Annotated in this window: 22 protein-coding genes and 1 riboswitch; of the genes, 20 read left to right on the forward strand and 2 right to left on the reverse strand. The window is 61.2% G+C overall.

Annotated features, from left to right (window positions below; translation table 11 throughout):
• Positions 1-47: 47 nt before the first annotated feature.
• Complete coding sequence (locus WG78_RS20265; RefSeq protein ID WP_053939664.1) at positions 48-914, forward strand: cytochrome c oxidase subunit 3; 867 nt, start codon at positions 48-50, stop codon at positions 912-914.
• 427 nt (positions 915-1,341) lie between these two features.
• Here WG78_RS20265 and WG78_RS20270 read toward each other — a convergent pair whose 3' ends face one another.
• Positions 1,342-1,539 carry a DUF2909 domain-containing protein gene (locus WG78_RS20270; protein WP_053939665.1) on the reverse strand — a complete coding sequence of 66 codons (198 nt, stop codon included), beginning with the start codon at positions 1,537-1,539 and terminating at the stop codon, positions 1,342-1,344.
• Here WG78_RS20270 and WG78_RS20275 point away from each other — a divergent pair.
• Genes WG78_RS20275 through cyoE form a run of 4 tightly spaced genes read left to right on the forward strand, consistent with a single transcriptional unit; the run spans position 1,538 to position 4,648 of the window.
• Positions 1,538-2,278, forward strand: a complete 741-nt coding sequence (locus WG78_RS20275) for an SURF1 family protein (protein WP_053939666.1) — start codon at positions 1,538-1,540, stop codon at positions 2,276-2,278. The two genes, WG78_RS20270 and WG78_RS20275, sit on opposite strands and share 2 nt — an antisense overlap.
• Positions 2,268-2,753: a redox-active disulfide-containing membrane protein gene (locus WG78_RS20280; protein WP_053939667.1), complete on the forward strand. Its 486-nt coding sequence runs from the start codon at positions 2,268-2,270 to the stop codon at positions 2,751-2,753. Before WG78_RS20275 ends, WG78_RS20280 begins: the two co-directional genes overlap by 11 nt.
• Position 2,754: 1 nt before the next feature.
• Positions 2,755-3,789: a COX15/CtaA family protein gene (locus WG78_RS20285; RefSeq protein WP_053939668.1), complete on the forward strand. Its 1,035-nt coding sequence runs from the start codon at positions 2,755-2,757 to the stop codon at positions 3,787-3,789.
• Positions 3,749-4,648, forward strand: a complete 900-nt coding sequence (gene cyoE / locus WG78_RS20290; RefSeq protein WP_053939669.1) for a heme o synthase — start codon at positions 3,749-3,751, stop codon at positions 4,646-4,648. The genes WG78_RS20285 and cyoE overlap by 41 nt, the downstream gene beginning before the upstream one ends.
• Before the next feature lie 191 nt (positions 4,649-4,839).
• On the opposite strand, the gene WG78_RS20295 is transcribed toward cyoE, so the two are convergent.
• Positions 4,840-5,844, reverse strand: coding sequence for a bile acid:sodium symporter family protein (locus WG78_RS20295; RefSeq protein WP_053939670.1), 1,005 nt, complete (start codon positions 5,842-5,844; stop codon positions 4,840-4,842).
• Between the two features lie 194 nt (positions 5,845-6,038).
• Positions 6,039-6,113, forward strand: a riboswitch (Fluoride riboswitch).
• A gap of 60 nt (positions 6,114-6,173) precedes the next feature.
• Between WG78_RS20295 and WG78_RS20300 the strand changes: the two genes are divergently transcribed.
• From WG78_RS20300 to WG78_RS20370, 15 genes are all read left to right on the forward strand, one after another.
• Positions 6,174-7,403 (forward strand): voltage-gated chloride channel family protein, encoded by a 1,230-nt coding sequence (locus WG78_RS20300; protein WP_053939671.1) that lies wholly within the window; start codon positions 6,174-6,176, stop codon positions 7,401-7,403.
• A 320-nt stretch (positions 7,404-7,723) separates the two neighbouring features.
• A complete protein-coding gene (gene ssuE, locus WG78_RS20305; protein ID WP_053939672.1) occupies positions 7,724-8,320 on the forward strand; it encodes an NADPH-dependent FMN reductase in 597 nt (198 codons plus the stop codon).
• Positions 8,321-8,359: 39 nt separating this feature from the next.
• Complete coding sequence (locus tag WG78_RS20310; RefSeq protein WP_053939673.1) at positions 8,360-9,301, forward strand: sulfonate ABC transporter substrate-binding protein; 942 nt, start codon at positions 8,360-8,362, stop codon at positions 9,299-9,301.
• 10 nt (positions 9,302-9,311) lie between these two features.
• Positions 9,312-10,250: a sulfonate ABC transporter substrate-binding protein gene (locus WG78_RS20315; RefSeq protein WP_053939674.1), complete on the forward strand. Its 939-nt coding sequence runs from the start codon at positions 9,312-9,314 to the stop codon at positions 10,248-10,250.
• A gap of 20 nt (positions 10,251-10,270) precedes the next feature.
• A complete protein-coding gene (gene ssuD, locus WG78_RS20320; RefSeq protein ID WP_053939675.1) occupies positions 10,271-11,458 on the forward strand; it encodes an FMNH2-dependent alkanesulfonate monooxygenase in 1,188 nt (395 codons plus the stop codon).
• A 5-nt stretch (positions 11,459-11,463) separates the two neighbouring features.
• Complete coding sequence (gene ssuC / locus WG78_RS20325) at positions 11,464-12,249, forward strand: aliphatic sulfonate ABC transporter permease SsuC (protein WP_053939676.1); 786 nt, start codon at positions 11,464-11,466, stop codon at positions 12,247-12,249.
• Between the two features lie 10 nt (positions 12,250-12,259).
• Positions 12,260-13,072 carry an ATP-binding cassette domain-containing protein gene (locus WG78_RS20330; protein WP_053939794.1) on the forward strand — a complete coding sequence of 271 codons (813 nt, stop codon included), beginning with the start codon at positions 12,260-12,262 and terminating at the stop codon, positions 13,070-13,072.
• Positions 13,073-13,159: 87 nt separating this feature from the next.
• Positions 13,160-14,833: a hypothetical protein gene (locus WG78_RS20335; protein WP_152969328.1), complete on the forward strand. Its 1,674-nt coding sequence runs from the start codon at positions 13,160-13,162 to the stop codon at positions 14,831-14,833.
• A gap of 165 nt (positions 14,834-14,998) precedes the next feature.
• Complete coding sequence (locus WG78_RS20340; RefSeq protein WP_053939678.1) at positions 14,999-15,214, forward strand: TOBE domain-containing protein; 216 nt, start codon at positions 14,999-15,001, stop codon at positions 15,212-15,214.
• A gap of 182 nt (positions 15,215-15,396) precedes the next feature.
• Positions 15,397-16,401, forward strand: coding sequence for a sulfate ABC transporter substrate-binding protein (locus WG78_RS20345; protein WP_053939679.1), 1,005 nt, complete (start codon positions 15,397-15,399; stop codon positions 16,399-16,401).
• An 82-nt stretch (positions 16,402-16,483) separates the two neighbouring features.
• Positions 16,484-17,317 carry a sulfate ABC transporter permease subunit CysT gene (gene cysT / locus WG78_RS20350; RefSeq protein WP_083459472.1) on the forward strand — a complete coding sequence of 278 codons (834 nt, stop codon included), beginning with the start codon at positions 16,484-16,486 and terminating at the stop codon, positions 17,315-17,317.
• Between the two features lie 2 nt (positions 17,318-17,319).
• Entirely contained in the window at positions 17,320-18,186 is an 867-nt protein-coding gene (gene cysW / locus WG78_RS20355) for a sulfate ABC transporter permease subunit CysW (protein ID WP_053939681.1), read from the forward strand.
• Positions 18,187-18,203: 17 nt separating this feature from the next.
• Positions 18,204-19,280: a sulfate/molybdate ABC transporter ATP-binding protein gene (locus WG78_RS20360; RefSeq protein WP_053939682.1), complete on the forward strand. Its 1,077-nt coding sequence runs from the start codon at positions 18,204-18,206 to the stop codon at positions 19,278-19,280.
• Positions 19,281-19,395: 115 nt separating this feature from the next.
• Positions 19,396-19,668 carry a type II toxin-antitoxin system Phd/YefM family antitoxin gene (locus tag WG78_RS20365; protein WP_053939683.1) on the forward strand — a complete coding sequence of 91 codons (273 nt, stop codon included), beginning with the start codon at positions 19,396-19,398 and terminating at the stop codon, positions 19,666-19,668.
• Entirely contained in the window at positions 19,652-19,921 is a 270-nt protein-coding gene (locus WG78_RS20370) for a Txe/YoeB family addiction module toxin (RefSeq protein ID WP_053939684.1), read from the forward strand. Before WG78_RS20365 ends, WG78_RS20370 begins: the two co-directional genes overlap by 17 nt.
• Positions 19,922-19,996 lie beyond the last annotated feature (75 nt).

Here is a 19,996-nt window from a genome sequence, read left to right on the forward strand (position 1 = left end):
TTGCCCCCGCCCTACGGATGTGGTGCTGAACAAAGAGGGAAGCAGCAATGAACGTGGAAAACGGAATTCATGACGCGCCGTACTTTGTACCGCAGCCGTCAAAGTGGCCGATCATGGGCTCGCTGGCGCTGTTCTTTATTACGGCAGGCACGGCGTTTGGCATCAACAATGTGTCGATCGGCTGGTACGCGCTGGGTTTGGGATTTTTAGTGCTGATCGGCATGCTGTTTGGCTGGTTTGGCGATGTAATCCGCGAATCCAACCATGGCGATTATGGCCCGCAGGTGGATTACTCGTTCCGCTGGGGCATGAGCTGGTTCATCTTCTCCGAGGTGATGTTCTTTAGCGCCTTCTTTGGCGCGCTGTTTTATACGCGCGTGGTGTCGGTGCCGGAACTGGGCTGGTTTTCCAACACGCATGATTATCTGTGGCCGATGTTCCATCAGGCCTGGCCCGCGCTGTCCGGCCCCAAGGTGGCGCCGTATACGCCGATGGAAGCCGTGGGCATCCCCGCCATCAATACCGGTTTGCTGCTGACCTCGGGCATTACCGTGACCATCGCGCACTGGGGCTTTGTTAAAAACAACCGCCGCCAGATGACCCTGGGCCTGGCCGCCACCGTGCTGCTGGGCGTGATCTTCTTGTGCCTGCAGGTCAAGGAATACCACCACGCGTACACCGAAATGCATTTGACGCTGGCCTCGGGCGCGTATGGCATGACCTTCTTTATGCTGACCGGCTTTCACGGCATGCACGTACTGGTGGGCGCGATCATGCTCAGCGTGATGCTGGCCCGCGTAATCAAAGGCGACTTCACCCCGGCGCATCACTTCGGCTTCGAAGCCGCGGCGTGGTACTGGCACTTTGTGGACGTGGTCTGGCTGGGGCTGTTTATTTTTGTGTATTGCTTATAGATCGCGCATAGGGTGGGTCAAGACCCACCTATCAAAGCCGCCGATTCGAACGTGGCCGCTTTGATATGCCACTTTGGGTGGTGGGTCCAGACCCACCCTATGAGTTAAAGAAAGCAAGCGCATAGGGTGGGTCAAGACCCACCTATCAAAGCCGCCGATTCGAACGTGATGGCTTTGATATGCCACTTTGGGTGGTGGGTCCAGACCCACCCTATGAGGTTTTTATGCGTTGTCGGGTTGTGTTGGAAAGTGGATGGCGCGTACCGCGCCGAGGCTACGCCTCGAAATGTGCGTTACCCGTAGGGCAACGCACATTTTGGTTATGCCACACACACTGCAAAGGCCCGCAAGGGCCGCGCACCGGGCCAATGCAAAGCAGTGGGTAGGAATCGCCCCGCACGGATATCAGCGGGGCGTAGACGCCGCCTTATGCGGCGTGCGGTTGTAATAGACCAAAGTACCAGGCCAGCAGCAGCAAGATAAACAGACACACCGAGACCGCAATCCGGATGGTCAAAGAGCGCACCAGCGCCGGGGACCCGGAAGGACCGCGCACCAGTTGCAACAGCGCGCGGCCGAGGGCAAACAGAACCACCAGCAAGAGCAGGGCGATGACTATTTTCATGGCAAGTTCCTCCGATGCAAACCGTAGCACACGCCGCACCGACTTGCCGCGCCGCCACCGCGCGCCGGGCCGCCGTGCGCTGGTGGGCATGGGGCTGCTGGTGCTGTTAACCGTCTGCCTGGGCGCATGGCAAGCCGCGCGGGCGCTGTACAAACAAAGCCTGGCCGACCAGTACGCCGAGCGCATCGCCGAGCCCGCCTTGCTGTGGGGCACCGGCACGCAGCCGCCGCTGTACCGCCGTCTACAACTGGTGGGCCAGTGGCTGCCGCAATACACGCTGTATCTGGATCACCGCGATTTTGATGGCGCCAATGGCTACGAGGTGATCACCCCATTCCGGCTGGTGGATGGCAGCCTGGTGCTGGTTAACCGCGGCTGGAAAATGCAGGCTGCGCACGAACTCCCGCCCACCGCCGCGCCCATGGTCGAAGCCATGCCGTGGCCGCGCTTTTTTGAACTGGCGCAAACACCGCCGCAAGGTCGCGTATTCCAGAACATCACCGCCAGCCGCTTTGCCGATTGGTCGGGCCTGGCGCAACCGCAATGGTTTGCGCGCCAGCGCAGCGGCGGCGACTCGCTGATCCTGGACGCCACCGAACCCGACTTCAACCCGATGCGCCACGTGGGCTACATGCTGACGTGGTGGGGCATGAGCATCGCGGGCATCTTTTTGTGGCGCAAATTCCGCCAGCAACAAGAACAGCAACTACGCCAGGAGGCGCGCAAACATGGTGCTTAATCGCGGCCAGAAAACGCTGTTAACGCTGTTTGGCATGACGCTGCTGCCCATCGTGGCGGCGCAGATTCTGTTCCACGCCTGGCGGCCCGACACCACCTATAGCTACGGCACGCTGCTGGCCCAACCGGCCGCTGTGCCCGCCACCGGCCACTGGCGTCTGGTGGCGGCCGATCCGCAAGGCTGTACCGCGCGCCAGCGCGATCTGCTTTTCGCCACGCGGCAAATGCGGCTGGCGCAAGGGCAAGAAGCGCAACGCATCCAGCGCGCCTCCACCGCCAACTGCGCCAATCTGGATAGCGATGTGGCGCTGCTGCAATCGCACAATATGTTCCGCCAGGCCGGGCTGTATCTGATCGATCCGCAAGGCAATCTGGTGATGCATTACCAGCCCGAAAAAATCGCCGATAACGACGGCCGCAAAAAAGCCATGGCCGAAATTGGCCGCGTGCTTAAAACCAACGAAGGCCTGGGTTGAGATGCTGAGCGCCAGTCCCGCTGTCAGTCCGCGCGTACGCCTGTTGTTGTGGGTGGCCGTGGTCTGGACCTTCTGTTTGCTGATGCTGGGCGCATGGGTGCGTCTGCACGACGCGGGCCTGGGCTGCCCGGATTGGCCCGGATGCTATGGCCATCTGACGGTGCCCGAAGCGCCGCATGAAATCGCCAAAGCCAGCGCGCAATTTGGCGGCACGGTCGAGCCCGCCAAAGGCTGGAAAGAGATGATCCACCGCTACGCCGCGGGTGGCTTGGGCCTGCTGGTGCTGGCACTGACGGTGGCGCTGCTACGCAAACGCACGCCCCACTCGGCCCCGGTGTGGCTGGTGCTGGCCCCGCCCTTGGTGATCTTGCTGCAAGCCTTGCTGGGTATGTGGACGGTCACGCTCAAGCTAATGCCGGTGGTGGTCACCGCGCATCTGATGGGTGGCATGAGCATGCTGGCGCTGCTGACCGCGTTGGCCGCGCGCAGCACGCTAGCGCCGATGGCCTTGCCGGCAGAGACCCGCAGCGTGGCCTGGCTGGCGCTGGCGCTGGTGGCCGTCCAGATTGTGTTGGGGGGCTGGGTGTCGACCAATTACGCCGGGCTGGCATGCGATGGCTTTCCGGCTTGTCGTGGCAGCTTTGCGCCCGCGCCCGGTTTGCTGGATGCGCTGCGGCCCGATCGTGCGCTGGGCCTGACCGCCGACGGCAACCCGCTCACCATTGATCATCTGGCCGCCATCCATTGGCTGCATCGCTGCGGCGCGCTGCTGGTGACATTGCTAGTGCTTGCGCTGGTGTTGCGGCTGTGGCGCGATGCGCGTCCGTTTGCCCTGGCCTTGCTGGCCGCGCTGGTGCTGCAAGTGGCGCTGGGCGTGGCCAATGTCGAGTTGTCTTTGCCGCTGCCGTTGGCGGTGGCGCACAACGGCGGCGCAGCATTGTTGCTGCTGACGCTGATTACGTTACTGGCCCGGTTACGCCGGCCTAAGGAAATCCATGGCTACGCAAACGCTGGTCGCGCCTTCGCGCTTCGTTGAATTCTGGCAACTGGGCAAACCGCGCGTCGTCAGCCTGATCGTGTTCTGTGCCGCCGCCGGGGCGCTGCTGGCCACCCCGCAATGGGCGGTGGCGTCGCATGTGGCGATCTCGCTGGTGGGCATTGCGCTGGTGGCGATGGGGGCGGCGGCGGTCAATTGCCTGGTCGAACATAAACGCGATGCGGTCATGAGCCGCACCGCGCGCCGCGGCACCGCCAAAGGCACGGTGTTGCCGTGGGAAGCCGGTTTGTATGCGGCCGCGCTCACCGGCTCGGGCTTGTGGCTGCTGGCCACCTTCGCCAACGCGCTCACCATGTGGCTGACGCTGGCCACCTTCTTTGGCTATGCCGTGGTCTACACGCGCTGGCTGAAACCGGCCACGCCGCAAAATATCGTGATTGGCGGTGCGGCCGGGGCGATGCCGCCGGTGCTGGGCTGGGCCGCCGTCACCGGCACCGTGCCGCCGGAAGCGGCCGTGCTGTTCTTGCTGATCTATACCTGGACACCGCCGCACTTCTGGGCGCTGGCGCTGTATCGCCGCCTCGATTATCAAAAGGCCGGGCTGCCGATGCTGCCGGTCACTCACGGCCCGGCCTATACGCGCCAGATGATTCTGCTGTACGCGCTGGCGCTGTTTGCGGTCAGCCTGTTGCCGTTTGCCATCGGCATGAGCGGCTGGCTGTATCTGGCCATCGCCTGCTGGTTTAACGCCGGCTTCGTGCTGCGCAGCTGGCGCCTGTACCGCACGCACGACGAACAAGTCGCGCGCGGGCTGTTCTTTTATTCGATCAAATACCTGGCGTTTGTGTTTGGCGGTTTACTTGTGGATCGCCTGGCGCACGTCATAGGGTGGGTCTAGACGGGGTCGCCTAGACCCACCTTTCAATGGCATTGACTCGAACGGTGAGGTTCCAAACTGCCGCGTCGGTTGGAGGGGGCTAAAGGCTCTCAATCAAAGCGGCGTCTTGAAGCTGCTCAGCTCGAATCGGCGGCTTTGAGTGGTGGGTCCAGACCCACCCTATGCGTTGTCCATCATCCGGGTCGAATCAATCAAGATTTAGCGATGATCTCGGCGGCGACCGGGGCTTCGGGGTGGGGGCGGCGGGCGTAGCGCTGGGCCAGCACGGCGCAGGTCATCAGCTGAATCTGGTGGAACAACATCAGCGGCAGCACAATCGCGCCCACCGCGTGGCCGGCAAACAGCACGTTGGCAATCGGCACGCCGCTGGCCAGGCTTTTCTTCGAGCCGCAAAACACAATCACAATCTCGTCTTCTTTATTAAAGCCCAGCACGCGGCTGCCATAGGTGGTCAGCAGCAGCACCACGGCCAGCAATATGGCGTTGACGATCAGCAACGCACCCAGCGCGGGCAGGGGCGTGTTGTGCCACAAGCCCTGGATCACCGCCTCGCTGAACGCCGTATACACCACCAGCAAAATCGAGCCCTGATCCACAAACTTGAGCATGCCCTTGTTGCGATCCACCCAGCCGCCGATCCACTTGCGCGCGATCTGGCCGGCAATAAACGGCAGCAGCAATTGCATGACGATGTTCAGCACCGAATCCATTGAAAAGTTCATGCCGCCATGCGCGCCCAGCAGCAGGCCCGCCACCACCGGCGTAATAAAGATGCCAAACAGATTGGACGCCGACGCGCTGCAAATGGCCGCGGGCACGTTGCCACGCGCCATGGCGGTAAAGGCAATCGACGACTGCACGGTGGACGGCAGCGCGCATAAAAACAGCACGCCCATATACAGCTCGGGCGTCACCATCGGCGATAGCAAGGGCTTCAGCAGCAGCCCCAGCAGCGGAAACATCACAAAGGTACTGAGCATGACCACCAGATGCAGCCGCCAGTGCGTGGCCCCGGCAATCACCGCCTCGCGCGACAGCTTGGCGCCATGCAGAAAAAACAGCAGGCCAACGGCGAAATTGGTGATGTAGCCAAACGCCACCGCGCCCTGGCCATGGCACGGAATCAGGCTGGCGATGATGACGGTGGCGATCAGGGCCAGCGTAAAGTTGTCGGGCAGAAAGCGGGGACGGGTCATGCGGGTGTTTCCGGTAAAGACGGCGCGAAGGCCTTATTAAAAGCGGGGGAGGGGCGTGCGCGCAATCTGTTTGGCATATCGCGCCAGGCGGCGAAGCGGGGTCGTGCTTTTTTCCACCGGTTGCTTTGCAACGTTGCATCGCCCGCAATGGTTTACCCGGCCCGATTGGCGCTGCCACAGCTTGCCGCTATACTCGCCCTGCAGGAGATGGCATTCCTCCCAGAACCGCCGCGCCGCCCTCCGGTGCAGCTGATGATGCCTACGTAACCCGTCCGGGTGCGTAGGCTTGCGTCCGGATATTGTGATCACCCCGACCGGACTGCTTATCGATGAATCACCCCCTTATTCAAGAATTGCGTGGCTTGCTGACTTATCTGGCGCGCTGGTTGCCGGTCGCCCTTGTGGTGGGCGCGCTGGCGGGCACCGCCTCGGCGCTGTTTTTGTTTGCGCTGGATTGGGCCACCCACACGCGGCTGCAGCATCGCTGGCTGATTCTGTGCATGCCATTGATGGGCTTTGCGGTTAGCTGGGTGTACGGCCGCGTCGGTCGCAACGTCGAGGCCGGCAACAATTTGCTGATCGAAGAAATCCACAGCCCGCAAAACCGCATCCCCCTGCGCATGGCCCCGCTGGTGTTGCTGGGCACGGTGGCGTCGCATCTGGTGGGCGCATCGGTGGGGCGCGAGGGCACGGCGGTGCAGATGGGCGGATCGCTGGCGGATCAGATCAGCCGCGTGATTCCGTTTACGCCCGCGCAACGCCGTATCTTGCTGATGGCGGGGTTGAGCGCCGGGTTTGCCTCGGTATTTGGCGTGCCGCTGGCGGGCGCGATCTTTGGCCTGGAAGTGTTGGCGATTGGGCGCTTGCGTTATGACGCCTTGTTTCCGTGTCTGGTGGCTGCGATTGCGGGGGACCAGATCTGTTTGCTGTGGGGCGTGCATCACACGGTGTATCCGGTCAATGTGTTCCCCGCCCCGACCGCGTGGGGGCTTACCGCCACCCTGATTGCGGGCGCGTTGTTCGGCGCGGTGGGCATGCTGTTTGCGCGCAGTACCAACACGCTGGGCGCGTGGCTGAAGGCCCGCATCGCGTATGCGCCGCTGCGCGCTCTGCTTGGTGGCGTGGTGATTGCGGCGGTGGCGTGGGGCTGGCTGGGCGCGGATCGCTACCTGGGCCTGGGCGTGCCGGTGATCGTGCAGGCGTTTACCCAGCCGGTGCCGGGCTATGACTTTATCGCCAAGCTGGTGTTTACCGTCACCTCGCTGGCCAGCGGCTTTAAAGGCGGCGAAGTGACGCCGCTGTTTTATATCGGCGCGACGCTGGGCAACGCGCTGGCCCCGCTGCTGCATATGCCGATTGCGCTGATGGCGGCGATCGGGCTGGTGGCGGTGTTTGCTGGCGCGGCCAATGTGCCGATTGCGTCGGGCATCATGGCGATGGAGCTGTTTGGCGCGGAAATCGGCGTGTATGCGGCGGTGGCGTGCTCGGTGGCGTGGCTGTTTTCGGGGCACACCGGCATCTACAAGGCGCAGCGCACGGGGCACAAGTGGCTGGCGTGAACCGCTGATGACGCGCGCGTGTGCCCTCGCATAGGGTGGGTCTTGACCCACCATTCAAAGCAGCAGCCCCGTGCCGCCGTATTTGATATTCGCGGCCGCTAAACACTTTTTAAATGCTGAAAAACAATCGGCATGGCCACCCGCGCTTCCATGCCCACGGCTTTGGAGGGTGGGTCTTGACCCACCCTATATAACCGTTCTTTTTCATATATCCTTTTTAGATATAAAACGCGCTCAAAAGTATTTGTGGAAATAACAAAGGCATCATAAATTCCTGACTCGCCCAACGAAACGCCTCGTTAGAGTCAAAAGGAATTTAGATGCCTGTTGTCGTTACCCTGTCCGGCAGCCCCAGCGCCCGGTCCCGCTCGCAAGGTTTGCTCAACCGTGCTGCCCAGGTTCTGGCGCAACAGGGTATCGAAGTGCAGTCGTTTACGTTGGCCGATTTTCCGGCTGAGGCGCTGCTGCACGCGCGCTTTGAAGATCCGTCGATCAAGGCGTGGCAAGACGCCGTGGCCCACGCCGATGGCCTGGTGGTCAGCACGCCGGTTTACAAAGCGGCTTATAGCGGCGCGCTCAAAGTCATCCTCGACGTGCTGCCCGAGCGCGCGCTGACGCACCACGTGGTGTTGCCGCTGGCCACCGGCGGCAGCCCGGCGCATATGTTGGCGGTTGATTATTCGCTGCAGCCGGTGCTGACCGCGCTCAAGGCGCGGCATGTGCTGGGTGGCATCTACGCCACCGACAAAGAACTGACCTGGCAAGACGACGGCAGCCTGCTGCTGGCCCCCGAAATTGACGATCGCCTGCATGTGGCGATCTCGCGCTTTCTCGCTCATATCCCCAATCCCGGCCACGTTCAGCTCGACCCCGATTTGCTGCATGCGCAGCTGCGGCTCGGGCGCGTCAGCCTGTAATCGCTCGACCCCATAAAAACCAGATCCGGAGACACGCACATGCTACGCAAACTGTTCACCGCACTCGCGCCACTGGCGCTGGGCCTCGCTTTTGCCGCCCCCACTGCCGCGCAAGCCGCCGACCAGGTGGTGCGCGTCGGCTATCAAAAATATGGCGCGTTTACGCTGCTGAAAGGCCGCGGCACGCTGGAGAAAAAACTGGAAGCGCAAGGTTGGAAGGTTAGCTGGACCGAATTCCCCGGCGGCCCGCAATTGCTGGAAGCGCTCAACGTCGGCGCGGTTGATTTCGGCCTGACCGGCGAAGCCCCGCCCGTATTTGCCCAAGCCGCAGGCGCGCAACTGGTTTACATCGCTAACGAGCCGCCCGCCCCGCAAGGCGAGGCCATCCTGGTGGCCAAGGATTCGCCGATCAAATCGGTGAAGGACCTCAAAGGCAAAAAAGTGGCGCTGAACAAAGGCTCCAACGTGCATTACCTGCTGGTTAAAGCGCTGGAAGAAGCCGGTCTTAAATACAGCGATATCCAACCGGTGTACCTGCCGCCCGCCGATGCGCGCGCCGCGTTCTCCAAAGGCGCAGTCGATGCCTGGGTCATCTGGGACCCGTACCTGGCCGCCGCCGAAGCCCAATTGCCGGTGCGCACCTTGCGTGACGGCAAAGGCCTGGTGGCTAACCATCAGTTCATCCTGGCCACGCGCAAATTCGCCACCGCCCAGCCTGCCGTGGTTAAAAACGTGCTGAGCGAACTGCAAAGCGCCGACCAGTGGGCCAACGCCAATCCGGCGGAAGCCGCCAAAACACTGGCATCACAAATCGGCTTGCCGGTGGATGTGGTTGCTGCCACCTTGCCGCGCAACACGCTGGGCCTGACGCCGATTACCCCGCAAGTGGCCAACCAGCAACAGCAAATTGCCGACGTCTTTAAAGGCCTGGGCTTGATCCCGGTGCCGGTGAAGATCAGCGACGCGCTGCTGGCACAGTGAGCTGAACATCATGCGATCGATCCGCTCCGTTCTCACCCACCTTGGCCTGGCGCTGAGCCTGAGCGCCGTCAGCCTGGCCACGCACGCTGATGAACTACGCATTGGCTTTCAGAAAAGCTCGTTCAATCTGATCGTGCTGAAAAGCCGTGGCACGCTGGAAACAAAGCTTGGCGCCGGCACCAGCGTGCGCTGGGTGGAGTTTCCCGCCGGGCCGCAGTTGCTGGAGGCGCTGAACGCCGGATCGGTCGACTTTGGCATGACCGGCGACACCCCGCCGATCTTTGCGCAATCCGCGGGCAGCCGCCTGGTTTACGTCGGCTTTGAGCCGCCCAAGCCACAAGCGTCCGCCTTGCTGATCCCGAAGAATTCGGCCATCAAAACGCTGGCCGACCTGAAAGGCAAACGCGTGGCGATCCAGAAAGGCTCGTCCTCGCATGGTTTTTTACTGCGTTTGCTCGATAAAGCGGGCCTGAAATGGGAAGACATCCAGCCGCAATATCTGGCCCCCGCCGATGCGCGTGCAGCGTTTGAGCGTGGCGCCGTCGACGCCTGGGCGATCTGGGACCCGTATTACGCCGCCGCCGAAAAATCCGGCAGCGCCAAAGTCTTGCTGACGGCGGAAGGCATCAGCCCCAACCAGACGTTTTATCTGGCCAACCGCGACTTTGCCAAAGCCAATGCGCCGCTGCTCAACACCGTGTTTGAAGAGCTGACGCGCAACAGCGATTACATCGAACAGCATCCCAAAGACACCGCGCATTTGTTATCGGCTTATGTGGGGCTGGATCAGGCCACGTTTGAGCAAGTGCTGGCGCGTCGCCCCAGCTACCGCGTGAGCTGGCTGGATGACAAAACCATCGTCGAACAACAACGTCTGGCCGACCGGCTGACGCAAGCCGGGCTGATACCCAAAGCCGTGACCGTCGCCGACATCGTCGTGCGCCACTAAACACCGCAGGAGACCCCACCATGAGCCTTAATATTTTCTGGTTTCTGCCCACCCACGGCGATGGCCGTTATCTGGGCACCGGCAAGGGCGCACGCGCCGTCACGCATCATTACCTCAAACAGATTGCCCAGGCCGCCGATGACCTCGGTTATTACGGCGTGCTGATCCCGACCGGGCGCTCCTGCGAAGACGCCTGGGTGGTGGCCAGCTCGCTGGTGCCGCTGACCGAACGCCTGCGCTTTCTGGTGGCCATCCGCCCCGGCATCGTCTCGCCTACCGTGGGCGCCCGCATGGCCGGTACGCTGGACCGCATCTCCAATGGCCGCGCGCTGATCAACGTGGTCACCGGCGGTGATCCGGAAGAACAAGCCGGTGACGGCATCTGGCTGGATCACGACGAGCGCTACGAAGTCTCGGATGAATTTTTGCGCATCTGGCGCAGCGTACTGGAAGGCGAGAGCGTCGATTTCGACGGCAAGCATCTGCAGGTGAAGGGCGCGAAGACGATGTTTCCGCCGGTGCAGACGCCGTATCCGCCGCTGTATTTTGGTGGCTCGTCGCCGCGCGCGGTGGACCTGGCCGCCGAGCAAGTCGACGTTTACCTGACCTGGGGCGAACCGCCCGCCGCGGTGGCCGAGAAAATTGCCGCCGTGCGCGACAAGGCGCAAGCGCTGGGCCGCACCGTCAAATTCGGTATCCGCCTGCATGTGATTGTGCGCGAGACCAGCGAAGCCGCCTGGGCCGCCGCCGATGAGCTGATCAGCCACGTCACCGACGATACGATTGCCAAAGCGCAAAAATCGCTGGGCCGTTATGACTCGGTGGGCCAGCAACGCATGGCTGCGCTGCATGGCTGGCGTCGCGACAAGCTGGAAGTCAGCCCCAATCTGTGGGCGGGCGTGGGCCTGGTGCGCGGTGGCGCGGGCACGGCGCTGGTCGGCAGCCCGGAAGAAGTGGCCGCGCGCATCAAGGAATACGCCGATCTGGGTATCGAAAGCTTTATCTTTAGCGGCTACCCGCATCTGGAAGAATGCTATCGCCTGGCCGAACTGGTGTTTCCGTTGCTGCCGCTGGCGCCGCAACACAGCAATGGCCCGGTGCGCGTTAATCTGAGCGGGCCGTTTGGCGAGATGGTGGCCAACGATGTGCCGCCCGCCGCCGTGGGCGAGAAGGCCGATGCGCCTGCGCTCAAGATTGCGCAGGGTTAAGCGCGATGGCATCCCGTTCCGCATCGCAACGCTTTGCCCGGCAGATTACGCCGTGGCTGGTGCCCGCGCTGATTGTCATTGCGTGGCAAGTGGCGTCCAGCCTGGGCCGCATCGACACGCGCATCATGCCGTCGCCGTTTGCGGTATTAAAGGCCGGCGAAACGCTGGCACTGTCGGGCGAGCTGTGGACGCATCTGCGCATCAGCTTTGTGCGCGCCATGCTCGGCTTTGCCATTGGTGGCGGCATCGGGCTGGCGCTGGGGCTGATCACCGGCTTGTCGCGCCGCGGTGAACTGGCGCTGGACAGCACGGTGCAGATGATCCGCACCATCCCGCCGCTGGCGCTGATTCCGCTGGTGATTCTGTGGTTTGGCATCGACGAGAGCGCCAAGCTGTTTCTGGTGGCGTTTGGCACGCTGTTTCCGGTGTATATCAACACTTATCACGGCATCCGCTCAGTTGACCCCGGTCTGGTGGAAATGGCGCGTAGCTATGGCCAGCGTGGCTGGCCCTTGTTTCGCGATGTGATTCTGCCGGGCGCGTTGCCGTCGATATTGGTGGGCGTGCGCTTTGCGCTGGGCTTTGCCTGGATTTTGCTGATCGTGGCTGAAACCATTTCGGCCAGTAGCGGCATCGGCTATCTGGCCACCAATGCGCGCGAGTTTTTGCAAACCGATGTCGTAGTGCTGTCGATACTGCTGTATGCCTTGCTGGGCAAGGCGTCCGACGTGGTGGCGCGCTTGCTGGAACGGCGCTGGCTGCGCTGGAATCCGGCTTATCAGAATGTATGAGGAGGCCGCGATGAATGCACCCCTGGCAACAACGGCAACGCGCGGCGTGGCGCTGGATGTACGCGCGGTCAGCAAGCAATTTGGCGAGCGCACGGTGCTGGACCAGCTCGATCTGCGGCTGGATCGCGGCGAGTTTGTCGCGCTGGTGGGCCGCAGCGGTTGCGGCAAATCCACGCTGCTGCGGCTGATTGCCGGGCTGGAAACTGCCAGCTCGGGCGATATCACCGCCGACGGCAAACCGCATGCGCAAGCCCAGGCGCAAACCCGCATGATGTTTCAGGACGCGCGTTTGCTGCCGTGGAAGACCGTGCTGCAAAACGTCGGCCTGGGTTTGCCGGGCGACTGGAAAGCCGCCGCGCTCAATGCCCTGGCCGAAGTGGGGCTGGAAGAACACGCGCAAAAATGGCCAGCGCAACTATCGGGCGGACAACGCCAACGGGTGGCGCTGGCGCGCGCGCTGATCCACACGCCACGGCTGTTATTGCTGGATGAACCGCTGGGCGCGCTGGATGCGCTCACCCGCATCGAAATGCACCAGCTGATCGAACGCGTGTGGCAAAAACATGGCTTTACCGTGCTGCTGGTGACGCACGATGTGCAAGAAGCGGTGGCGCTGGCCGATCGCGTCATCCTGATCGAGAAAGGCCAGATTGGCCTGGACCAGGCGGTGGTGTTGCCGCGTCCGCGCACGCGCGCCTCGCATGAATTTGGCGCATTGGAAGAACACATTCTTAACCGCGTGCTGGCCACGCCGCAGAGCCCGATATCGCCGTCCGGGCTGGATGCGGTGGTGCATTTTGGCGCGTTGCGCTGGGCGCAATAAGCCGCGTTGGCGCTTTAAGACGCTTCTTATATCCGGCAATGCTGGGGGTCCGTAGGTTGGCCGACTTGTTTCTGACAAGGCCAGCGTATGCGACCCCTTTGCTTTATCGCGCGGCACGGGTTGGCGCTGGCGCTGATCGTGCTGTTGCATGCCAGCAGCGCAATCCGCAGTCCCACGGACGGCGCGGGATGGATCAGCGGCCGGATCACCTATGACTTTGTGCCGGTGCGCGGCGATGCCGCTGGCGGCGCGTTGCTGGATTACGCCGCTACCCAGGTCAAACCGGTCCGCCATGTGACGGTGGAGGCCATAGACGCGACTGGCCGGGTGAGGGGCCGCGCCGTTACCGGTGAAGACGGGCGCTATCGGCTGCAGGCGCCGGCTGCGACGCAACTGCATTTGCGGATCAAATCCGAAATCAATAATCGCACCGCACAGGGGGTGAGCTGGCGCTACGCCGTGCGCGACAATACCTCGGCGGGCTTTGCCCACGGCGGCGATGCAGCCGCGCTGTACATGTTGCGCAGCAAGACGTTTAGCAGCGCTGACCACGCCCAGGTGGTCCACGTGCATGCCGGGTCGGGCTGGACCGGCACGCGCTATGGCGCAGCACGCGCCGCCGCGCCGTTTGCCATCCTCGACCAGATTGACACCGCCGCTAGCGTGCTGGCCAGCGCCTATCCCGGTGGCGAGTTGCCGCCGCTCAATGTGTTCTGGAGCGCCCGCAACCGCCCCAGCGTCGGCAATCCGGCGGTGGGCGAGATCGGCGAAGCGCACTACCAACCCTCGGGCGCTGCGCCTGGCCTGTATCTGTCGGGCCGCGAGGACGTTGACACCGATGAATATGACCGCAGCGTGCTGCTGCACGAATACGGCCACTACGTCATCAGTACACTGTCGCGCATCGATATTCTGGGCGGCACTCACAACATCGGCGCGGTGCTGGAGCCCGGCTTTGCGCTCAGCGAGGCATGGGCCAACGCGTTTTCGAGCATGGTGCGCGGCTCGGTCGAACATCAAGACACCATGGGCGTGGGCCAGCGCGAAGGCTGGAGCAGTTCGCTGGTGACCTTGTCGCCCGATATGGCGCGCGGCTGGTATAGCGAAGTGGCCCTGGGCTATGTGTTGCACCAGCTTTACGGCGCGGTAGGTCTGCGGCCGTTGCTGGACACGTGGACGGCGCAGCGGCAGGGCTCGCCCGCGTGGTCCAGCATTTATGCGTTCGCCACGCCGTTGCGCGCGCGACTGGATAGCGCGGGCCAGCAACGGCTGGACCAGTTGCTGCAAGACATCGGCGTGATTAACGCTGCCCAGCTCGATGTGTGGGGTAGCCGCGAACACCACCTTGATCCAGCTTTGCTGAGCACGCCCAGCGACGCCAGCGCCGTGCGGGCTTTGCTGTTTCCGCTCAACCCGGAGTTGAGCGCGCGTGCGCAACCGCTTTGCTTTAGCACTCGTTTTGGCCGGGATAACAAACAGGGCAATGCGCGCTTCGGGCATTTTGTGGCGGCCCGGCCCGGCCGTTGGCGCCTGCGGTTGACGCCCACGCAGCGCGCCGCGTGGCCGCTGCGTCGCCAGATCCTGGTGAGCCTGCGCACGGAAAATGGCGATGTCTATGAGGCCTTTGCGCTGGCGCGGCGGCCCGGCCGGTTTGAGCTCGATATCCGTCAGGCCGGCATTTACAACGTGTTGCTGGAGTTGAAGCCCAACGGCCCCGATATCGCCAGGCCGGTTTGTTTTGCGGTTCGAGTCAGCCGCTGATGCCATCGGGCTTATAACCGCGTGCAAAAGCGCGATGCCGCGATGGGTTGATATGTCTTCATGGACTTAACAGAGAATTAATAATTACTTATTGGAATAAAGAAAGCGGGTTATCTTGCGTCATCCAAGCCCCCCGCTTGAGTCCCGCTACCAGGAGATCTGAAGATGACCATTCAATCGATCAACGTTCGTAACCAGTTTCGCGGCACCATCAAAGAAATCATCGAAGGCCCGGTACTGTCGGAAGTCGACGTGACCACGCCGTCGGGCATCGTCACTTCGGTGATCACCACGCGCTCGGTGCGCGAGCTGGATCTGAAGCCCGGCCGCGAAGTGATCGCGTTTGTTAAATCGACGGAAGTGTCGATTGCAACGCTGTAATTGCTTGCGCTTGTAAGCATGTGCACGGCCCGACTCCAGTCGGGCCGTTGTCGTTTGGGCCGCCAGGCCGCGCCAATGCTGGCGTTTCAGGATACCGTTATAAACTTGTAGCGAATCAGCCTTTGCCGGAATAAAGGAATCAGCGAGAATCCTTTCAAACCGCATAAATGGAGTTCGCCCCGATGTTCCGCACCCGTCTGTTGGTCAGTGTTCTGGCCGCTTCTATTGCAATGCCCGCTTTGGCTGATGTGACATTGCTCAACGTGTCTTACGACGTGATGCGTGATTTCTATAAAGACTACAACCCGGCGTTCCAGAAGCATTACGAGGACAAGTTTAAAGACAAGGTCACTATCCAGATGTCGCACGGCGCATCGAGCAAACAAGCGCGCTCGGTGATCGATGGCCTGCCGGCCGATGTGGTGACCATGAACCAGCACAACGATATCGATGCGATTGCCGATAAAGGCAAATTGCTGCCGGCCGATTGGGCCAAACGTTTGCCCAACCAATCCGCGCCGTTTACCTCGTTGCAAGTATTGATCGTCAAGAAAGGCAATCCCAAAGGCATTAAAGACTGGAATGATCTGGCCAAGCCGGGCATTCAAGTGGTGTTTCCCAATCCCAAAACCTCGGGCAATGGTCGTTATACCTTCCTGGCCGCGTGGGGTTATGCGCTGCGCCAACCGGGTGGCAATGAACAAAAAGCCGCGCAATTTGAAGCCGCCGTTCTGAAGAATGTACCGGTGCTGGAAGCCGGCGGCCGCGCCGCCACCACCACCTTTATCCAGCGCGGTATTGGCGATGTGTTGGTGACATTTGAAAACGAAGCCGAAATGATTGCGCGCGAATTTGGTCGCGGCAATTTTGAGGTGATTTATCCGACCGTTTCGATCGAAGCCGAACCGCCGGTGGCCGTGGTGGATAAAGTGGTCGACAAAAAAGGCACGCGCAAAGCCGCCGAAGAATATCTGAGCTGGCTGTGGAGCCCCGAGGCGCAAGAAATTGCCGCGCAAAACTATCTGCGCCCGCGCGATAAAGCCATCCTGGCCAAACACGCCAGCCAGTTCCCCAATGTTAAATTGTTCGGCATCAATGATTTTGGCGGCTGGCAAGCTGCGCAGAAAAAGTACTTTGATGACGGCGGCGAATACGACAAGATCGCCGCGGAAGTGGCCAAGCGTTAAGCCCGGGGCAGTCAAGGCCGGCGTGGCGCTGGCCTTTTGCATTTAAAAAAGCACAACATCTCGCCCCGCAAGGAGCATCACCTTGGCTTTCAAACAACACAGCGTGTTGCCGGGTTTTAATCTGGCGCTCGGCTATACGCTGCTTTATCTATCGGTGATCGTCCTGATCCCGCTGGCGGCGCTGTTTTTTAAAAGCGCGCAAATGCCGCTGGATGCCTTCTGGCATACCGTTACCGATCCACGGCTGGTGGCCAGCTACAAGCTGACCTTTGGCGCGTCCTTATTGGCCGCCGTAATCAATCTGTTTGGCGGTTTGTTGCTGGCGTGGGTATTGGTGCGTTACCCGTTTCCCGGCAAACGCTTTATTGATGCCATGGTGGATTTGCCGTTTGCATTGCCCACTGCGGTGGCCGGTATTTCGCTGGCGACCATTTATGCGCCCAATGGCTGGGTCGGCCAGTTATTTGCGCCGTGGGATATCAAGATTGCGTTTACCCGGATTGGCGTGGTGATTGCCTTGACGTTTGTAACGCTGCCGTTTGTGGTGCGCACGGTGCAGCCGGTGCTGGAAGATCTGGAAAAAGAACTGGAAGAAGCCGCCGCCAGCCTGGGCGCCACGCGCGGCCAGGTATTCCGCAAAGTCATCCTGCCCACGTTGTTGCCCGCGCTACTGACCGGTTTTGCGCTGGCGTTTGCGCGTGCCATAGGCGAATACGGCTCGGTGATTTTTATCGCGGGCAATATGCCGTTTGTGTCTGAAATTACCCCGCTGATGATTATCTCCAAGCTGGAGCAATACGATTACGTCGGCGCCACGTCGATTGCCATCGTGATGTTGCTGGTCAGCTTTGCGTTATTGCTGGTGATTAATGGCCTGCAATGGTGGTCGGCCAAACGTTTGGGACGGAGAAAATAATCATGGCGCAAACGCCCCGTTCTATTGCGACGACCGAATCGCGCCCCGTGCGTTGGGCGCTGACCACGCTGGCTTTGCTGTTTATTGCGCTGTTTTTGCTATTGCCGCTGGTGTCGGTGTTTACCGAAGCCTTGCGCAAAGGCTTTGGCCTGTATTTTGAAGCGCTGAAAGAGCCGGATGCCTGGTCGGCCATCAAACTCACCCTTATCGCCGCGCTGATTGCGGTGCCTTTGAATCTAAGCTTTGGCCTGGCTGCCGCGTGGGCGATTGCCAAGTTTGATTTCAAGGGCAAAAGTATCCTGATTACGCTGATTGATCTGCCGTTTTCAGTGTCGCCGGTGGTGGCCGGTCTGATTTATATGCTGATGTTTGGCACGCAAGGCTGGATCGGCCCGTGGCTGAATGACCACGATATCAAGATCGTGTTTGCGATCCCCGGCATTGTTTTGGCCACTGTGTTTGTGACCGTGCCGTTTGTAGCGCGTGAACTGATTCCGTTAATGGAAGCGCAAGGCTCGGAAGAAGAGCAGGCCGCATTAAGCCTGGGCGCTTCGGGCTGGCAGACGTTTTATCGCGTCACCCTCCCCAATATCAAATGGGGTTTGCTCTACGGCGTGATTCTGGCCAATGCGCGCGCAATGGGTGAATTTGGCGCGGTGTCGGTGGTGTCCGGCCATATTCGCGGTCAGACCAATACCATCCCGTTGCACGTCGAGATTCTTTACAACGAATACAACTTTGTCGGCGCGTTTGCCTGCGCCTCGATTCTGGCTTTATTGGCGCTGGTGACATTGGGCGTTAAAAGCTGGGTGGAATGGCGTACCGAACAACTGGCTGCGCGTGATCGCGCCAATGCCGTAGACGGCTGACCGGGGATTTAGACAGCATGAGTATCGAGATTCGTAATATCGCCAAGCGCTTCGGCAATTTCACGGCGCTGGACCATATCAATCTGGAAGTAAAAACCGGCGAATTGCTGGCGCTGCTGGGCCCGTCCGGCTGCGGCAAAACCACACTGCTGCGCATTATTGCGGGGCTGGAAGCGCCCGATGACGGCCAGATTCTGTTTCATGGCGAAGACACCACCGAAAAACACGTGCGCGAACGCAATGTGGGTTTTGTATTCCAGCATTACGCGCTGTTCCGCCATATGACCGTGTTTGAGAACGTGGCGTTTGGCTTGCGCGTGCGCCCCAAAGAAACCCGCCCCAGCGACGCCGAAATCAAACGCAAAGTGCACGAGCTGCTAAACCTGGTGCAGTTGGACTGGCTAGCCGACCGTTATCCGGCGCAATTGTCGGGCGGCCAACGCCAACGCATTGCGCTGGCGCGCGCGCTGGCAGTGGAACCCAAAGTGCTGCTGCTGGATGAGCCGTTTGGCGCGCTGGACACCAAGGTGCGCAAAGAACTGCGCCGCTGGCTGCGCCGTCTGCACGACGAAATGCACATCACCAGCGTGTTTGTGACGCACGATCAGGAAGAAGCGCTGGAGGTGGCCGACCGCGTGGTGGTGATGAACAAGGGCAAGATCGAACAGCTGGGCTCGCCGTCTGACGTGTACGACAAACCGGCCACGCCGTTTGTGTATCAATTCCTCGGCGACGTAAACCTGTTCCAGTCACGCGTGCATGAAGGCTGGGCGCATGTGGGCGACGCGCGTTTTGCCGCGCCGCAAGGCCAGACCGATCAGGCGGTGGTGTATGTGCGCCCGCACGAAATCGACGTCAGCCGTGAAGGCGGCGCGGGCGCGCTGTCCGGCGTGATCAGCCACGTGCGCTTGCTGGGCGCGACGGTGCGGCTGGAAGTGGATGTGGCCGGCCAGGACGCCGTCGAGGTCGAGCTGACACGCGAGCGCTATCTGCAAGGCGACTGGAAAGTGGCCGAAACCGTGTACCTGCTGCCGCGCGAGGCGCGGGTCTACGTGCCGTCTGCGGCGGAATGGACGGACGGCGGCGGCATTTAAGCGCGTTTCGATAAACGCACAATCAAAAGACCGGCATTCTTGCCGGTCTTTTTTATGGGCAACGTAACTAGTAGCTGTGCTAAGTTCTGTACAACGTTTTTTGAAGGAGCCTACCATGGACGCCGTCACATACACCTATGCCCGCCAACATCTGGCGGAGGTGATGCGCAAGGTTAATGAAGATTGTTGCGAAGTCATCGTTACGTCTCAACGGGGGAAACCGGTGGTCATCATGGCGCTCAGCGAATATCAGGCATTGGAAGAAACGGCGTACTTGCTGCGTACGCCCGAATCGGCAATCCGCTTGCTGGAAGCGGTGTTGCGGATGAAGGCGGGTGAGGGCGAGGAGCACGCGCTGATTGAAGACGACGATGAAAGTCATCTTTGATCGCTCAGCGTGGGAGGACTACGTGGGCTGGCAGGTCGAGAACAAGGTGATCTTCAAACGCATCAATGAATTGATCAAAGCCATGTTGCGCGACCCGTATGCCGGTCCTGGCAAGCCAGAGCCTTTAAAGCATGCGCTGGCTGGCTGCTGGTCACGCCGGATCGCGGCGGAGCACCGGCTGGTGTATGCCGTGCGCGAGGATGTCATGCATATCCTGCAATGCCGCTTTCATTACGGCCAGACCAGCCAGTAGTGCCGCGTGCTTTACGAGCTTGATCCGCGCCGCACATCAGGCTGAGCACCACCGGCCCGCATAAAAAAGCGGCCC

It is taken from the genome of Amantichitinum ursilacus (genome assembly GCF_001294205.1).
Lineage (GTDB): Bacteria > Pseudomonadota > Gammaproteobacteria > Burkholderiales > Chitinibacteraceae > Amantichitinum > Amantichitinum ursilacus.

Bases quoted from the DNA above. Each gene is read 5' to 3' on its own strand.
- cyoE (WP_053939669.1), top strand. From the start codon at position 3,749: ATGGCTACGCAAACGCTGGTCGCGCCTTCGCGCTTCGTTGAATTCTGG.
- ssuD (WP_053939675.1), top strand. From the start codon at position 10,271: ATGAGCCTTAATATTTTCTGGTTTCTGCCCACCCACGGCGATGGCCGT.
- cysW (WP_053939681.1), top strand. From the start codon at position 17,320: ATGGCGCAAACGCCCCGTTCTATTGCGACGACCGAATCGCGCCCCGTG.
- WG78_RS20335 (WP_152969328.1), top strand. From the start codon at position 13,160: ATGCGACCCCTTTGCTTTATCGCGCGGCACGGGTTGGCGCTGGCGCTG.
- WG78_RS20360 (WP_053939682.1), top strand. From the start codon at position 18,204: ATGAGTATCGAGATTCGTAATATCGCCAAGCGCTTCGGCAATTTCACG.
- ssuC (WP_053939676.1), top strand. From the start codon at position 11,464: ATGGCATCCCGTTCCGCATCGCAACGCTTTGCCCGGCAGATTACGCCG.
- WG78_RS20370 (WP_053939684.1), top strand. From the start codon at position 19,652: ATGAAAGTCATCTTTGATCGCTCAGCGTGGGAGGACTACGTGGGCTGG.
- WG78_RS20345 (WP_053939679.1), top strand. From the start codon at position 15,397: ATGTTCCGCACCCGTCTGTTGGTCAGTGTTCTGGCCGCTTCTATTGCA.
- WG78_RS20265 (WP_053939664.1), top strand. From the start codon at position 48: ATGAACGTGGAAAACGGAATTCATGACGCGCCGTACTTTGTACCGCAG.
- WG78_RS20270 (WP_053939665.1), bottom strand. From the start codon at position 1,539: ATGAAAATAGTCATCGCCCTGCTCTTGCTGGTGGTTCTGTTTGCCCTC.
- WG78_RS20275 (WP_053939666.1), top strand. From the start codon at position 1,538: ATGGCAAGTTCCTCCGATGCAAACCGTAGCACACGCCGCACCGACTTG.
- WG78_RS20295 (WP_053939670.1), bottom strand. From the start codon at position 5,844: ATGACCCGTCCCCGCTTTCTGCCCGACAACTTTACGCTGGCCCTGATC.
- WG78_RS20285 (WP_053939668.1), top strand. From the start codon at position 2,755: ATGCTGAGCGCCAGTCCCGCTGTCAGTCCGCGCGTACGCCTGTTGTTG.
- WG78_RS20280 (WP_053939667.1), top strand. From the start codon at position 2,268: ATGGTGCTTAATCGCGGCCAGAAAACGCTGTTAACGCTGTTTGGCATG.
- WG78_RS20330 (WP_053939794.1), top strand. From the start codon at position 12,260: ATGAATGCACCCCTGGCAACAACGGCAACGCGCGGCGTGGCGCTGGAT.
- ssuE (WP_053939672.1), top strand. From the start codon at position 7,724: ATGCCTGTTGTCGTTACCCTGTCCGGCAGCCCCAGCGCCCGGTCCCGC.
- WG78_RS20340 (WP_053939678.1), top strand. From the start codon at position 14,999: ATGACCATTCAATCGATCAACGTTCGTAACCAGTTTCGCGGCACCATC.
- WG78_RS20300 (WP_053939671.1), top strand. From the start codon at position 6,174: ATGAATCACCCCCTTATTCAAGAATTGCGTGGCTTGCTGACTTATCTG.
- WG78_RS20365 (WP_053939683.1), top strand. From the start codon at position 19,396: ATGGACGCCGTCACATACACCTATGCCCGCCAACATCTGGCGGAGGTG.
- WG78_RS20315 (WP_053939674.1), top strand. From the start codon at position 9,312: ATGCGATCGATCCGCTCCGTTCTCACCCACCTTGGCCTGGCGCTGAGC.
- WG78_RS20310 (WP_053939673.1), top strand. From the start codon at position 8,360: ATGCTACGCAAACTGTTCACCGCACTCGCGCCACTGGCGCTGGGCCTC.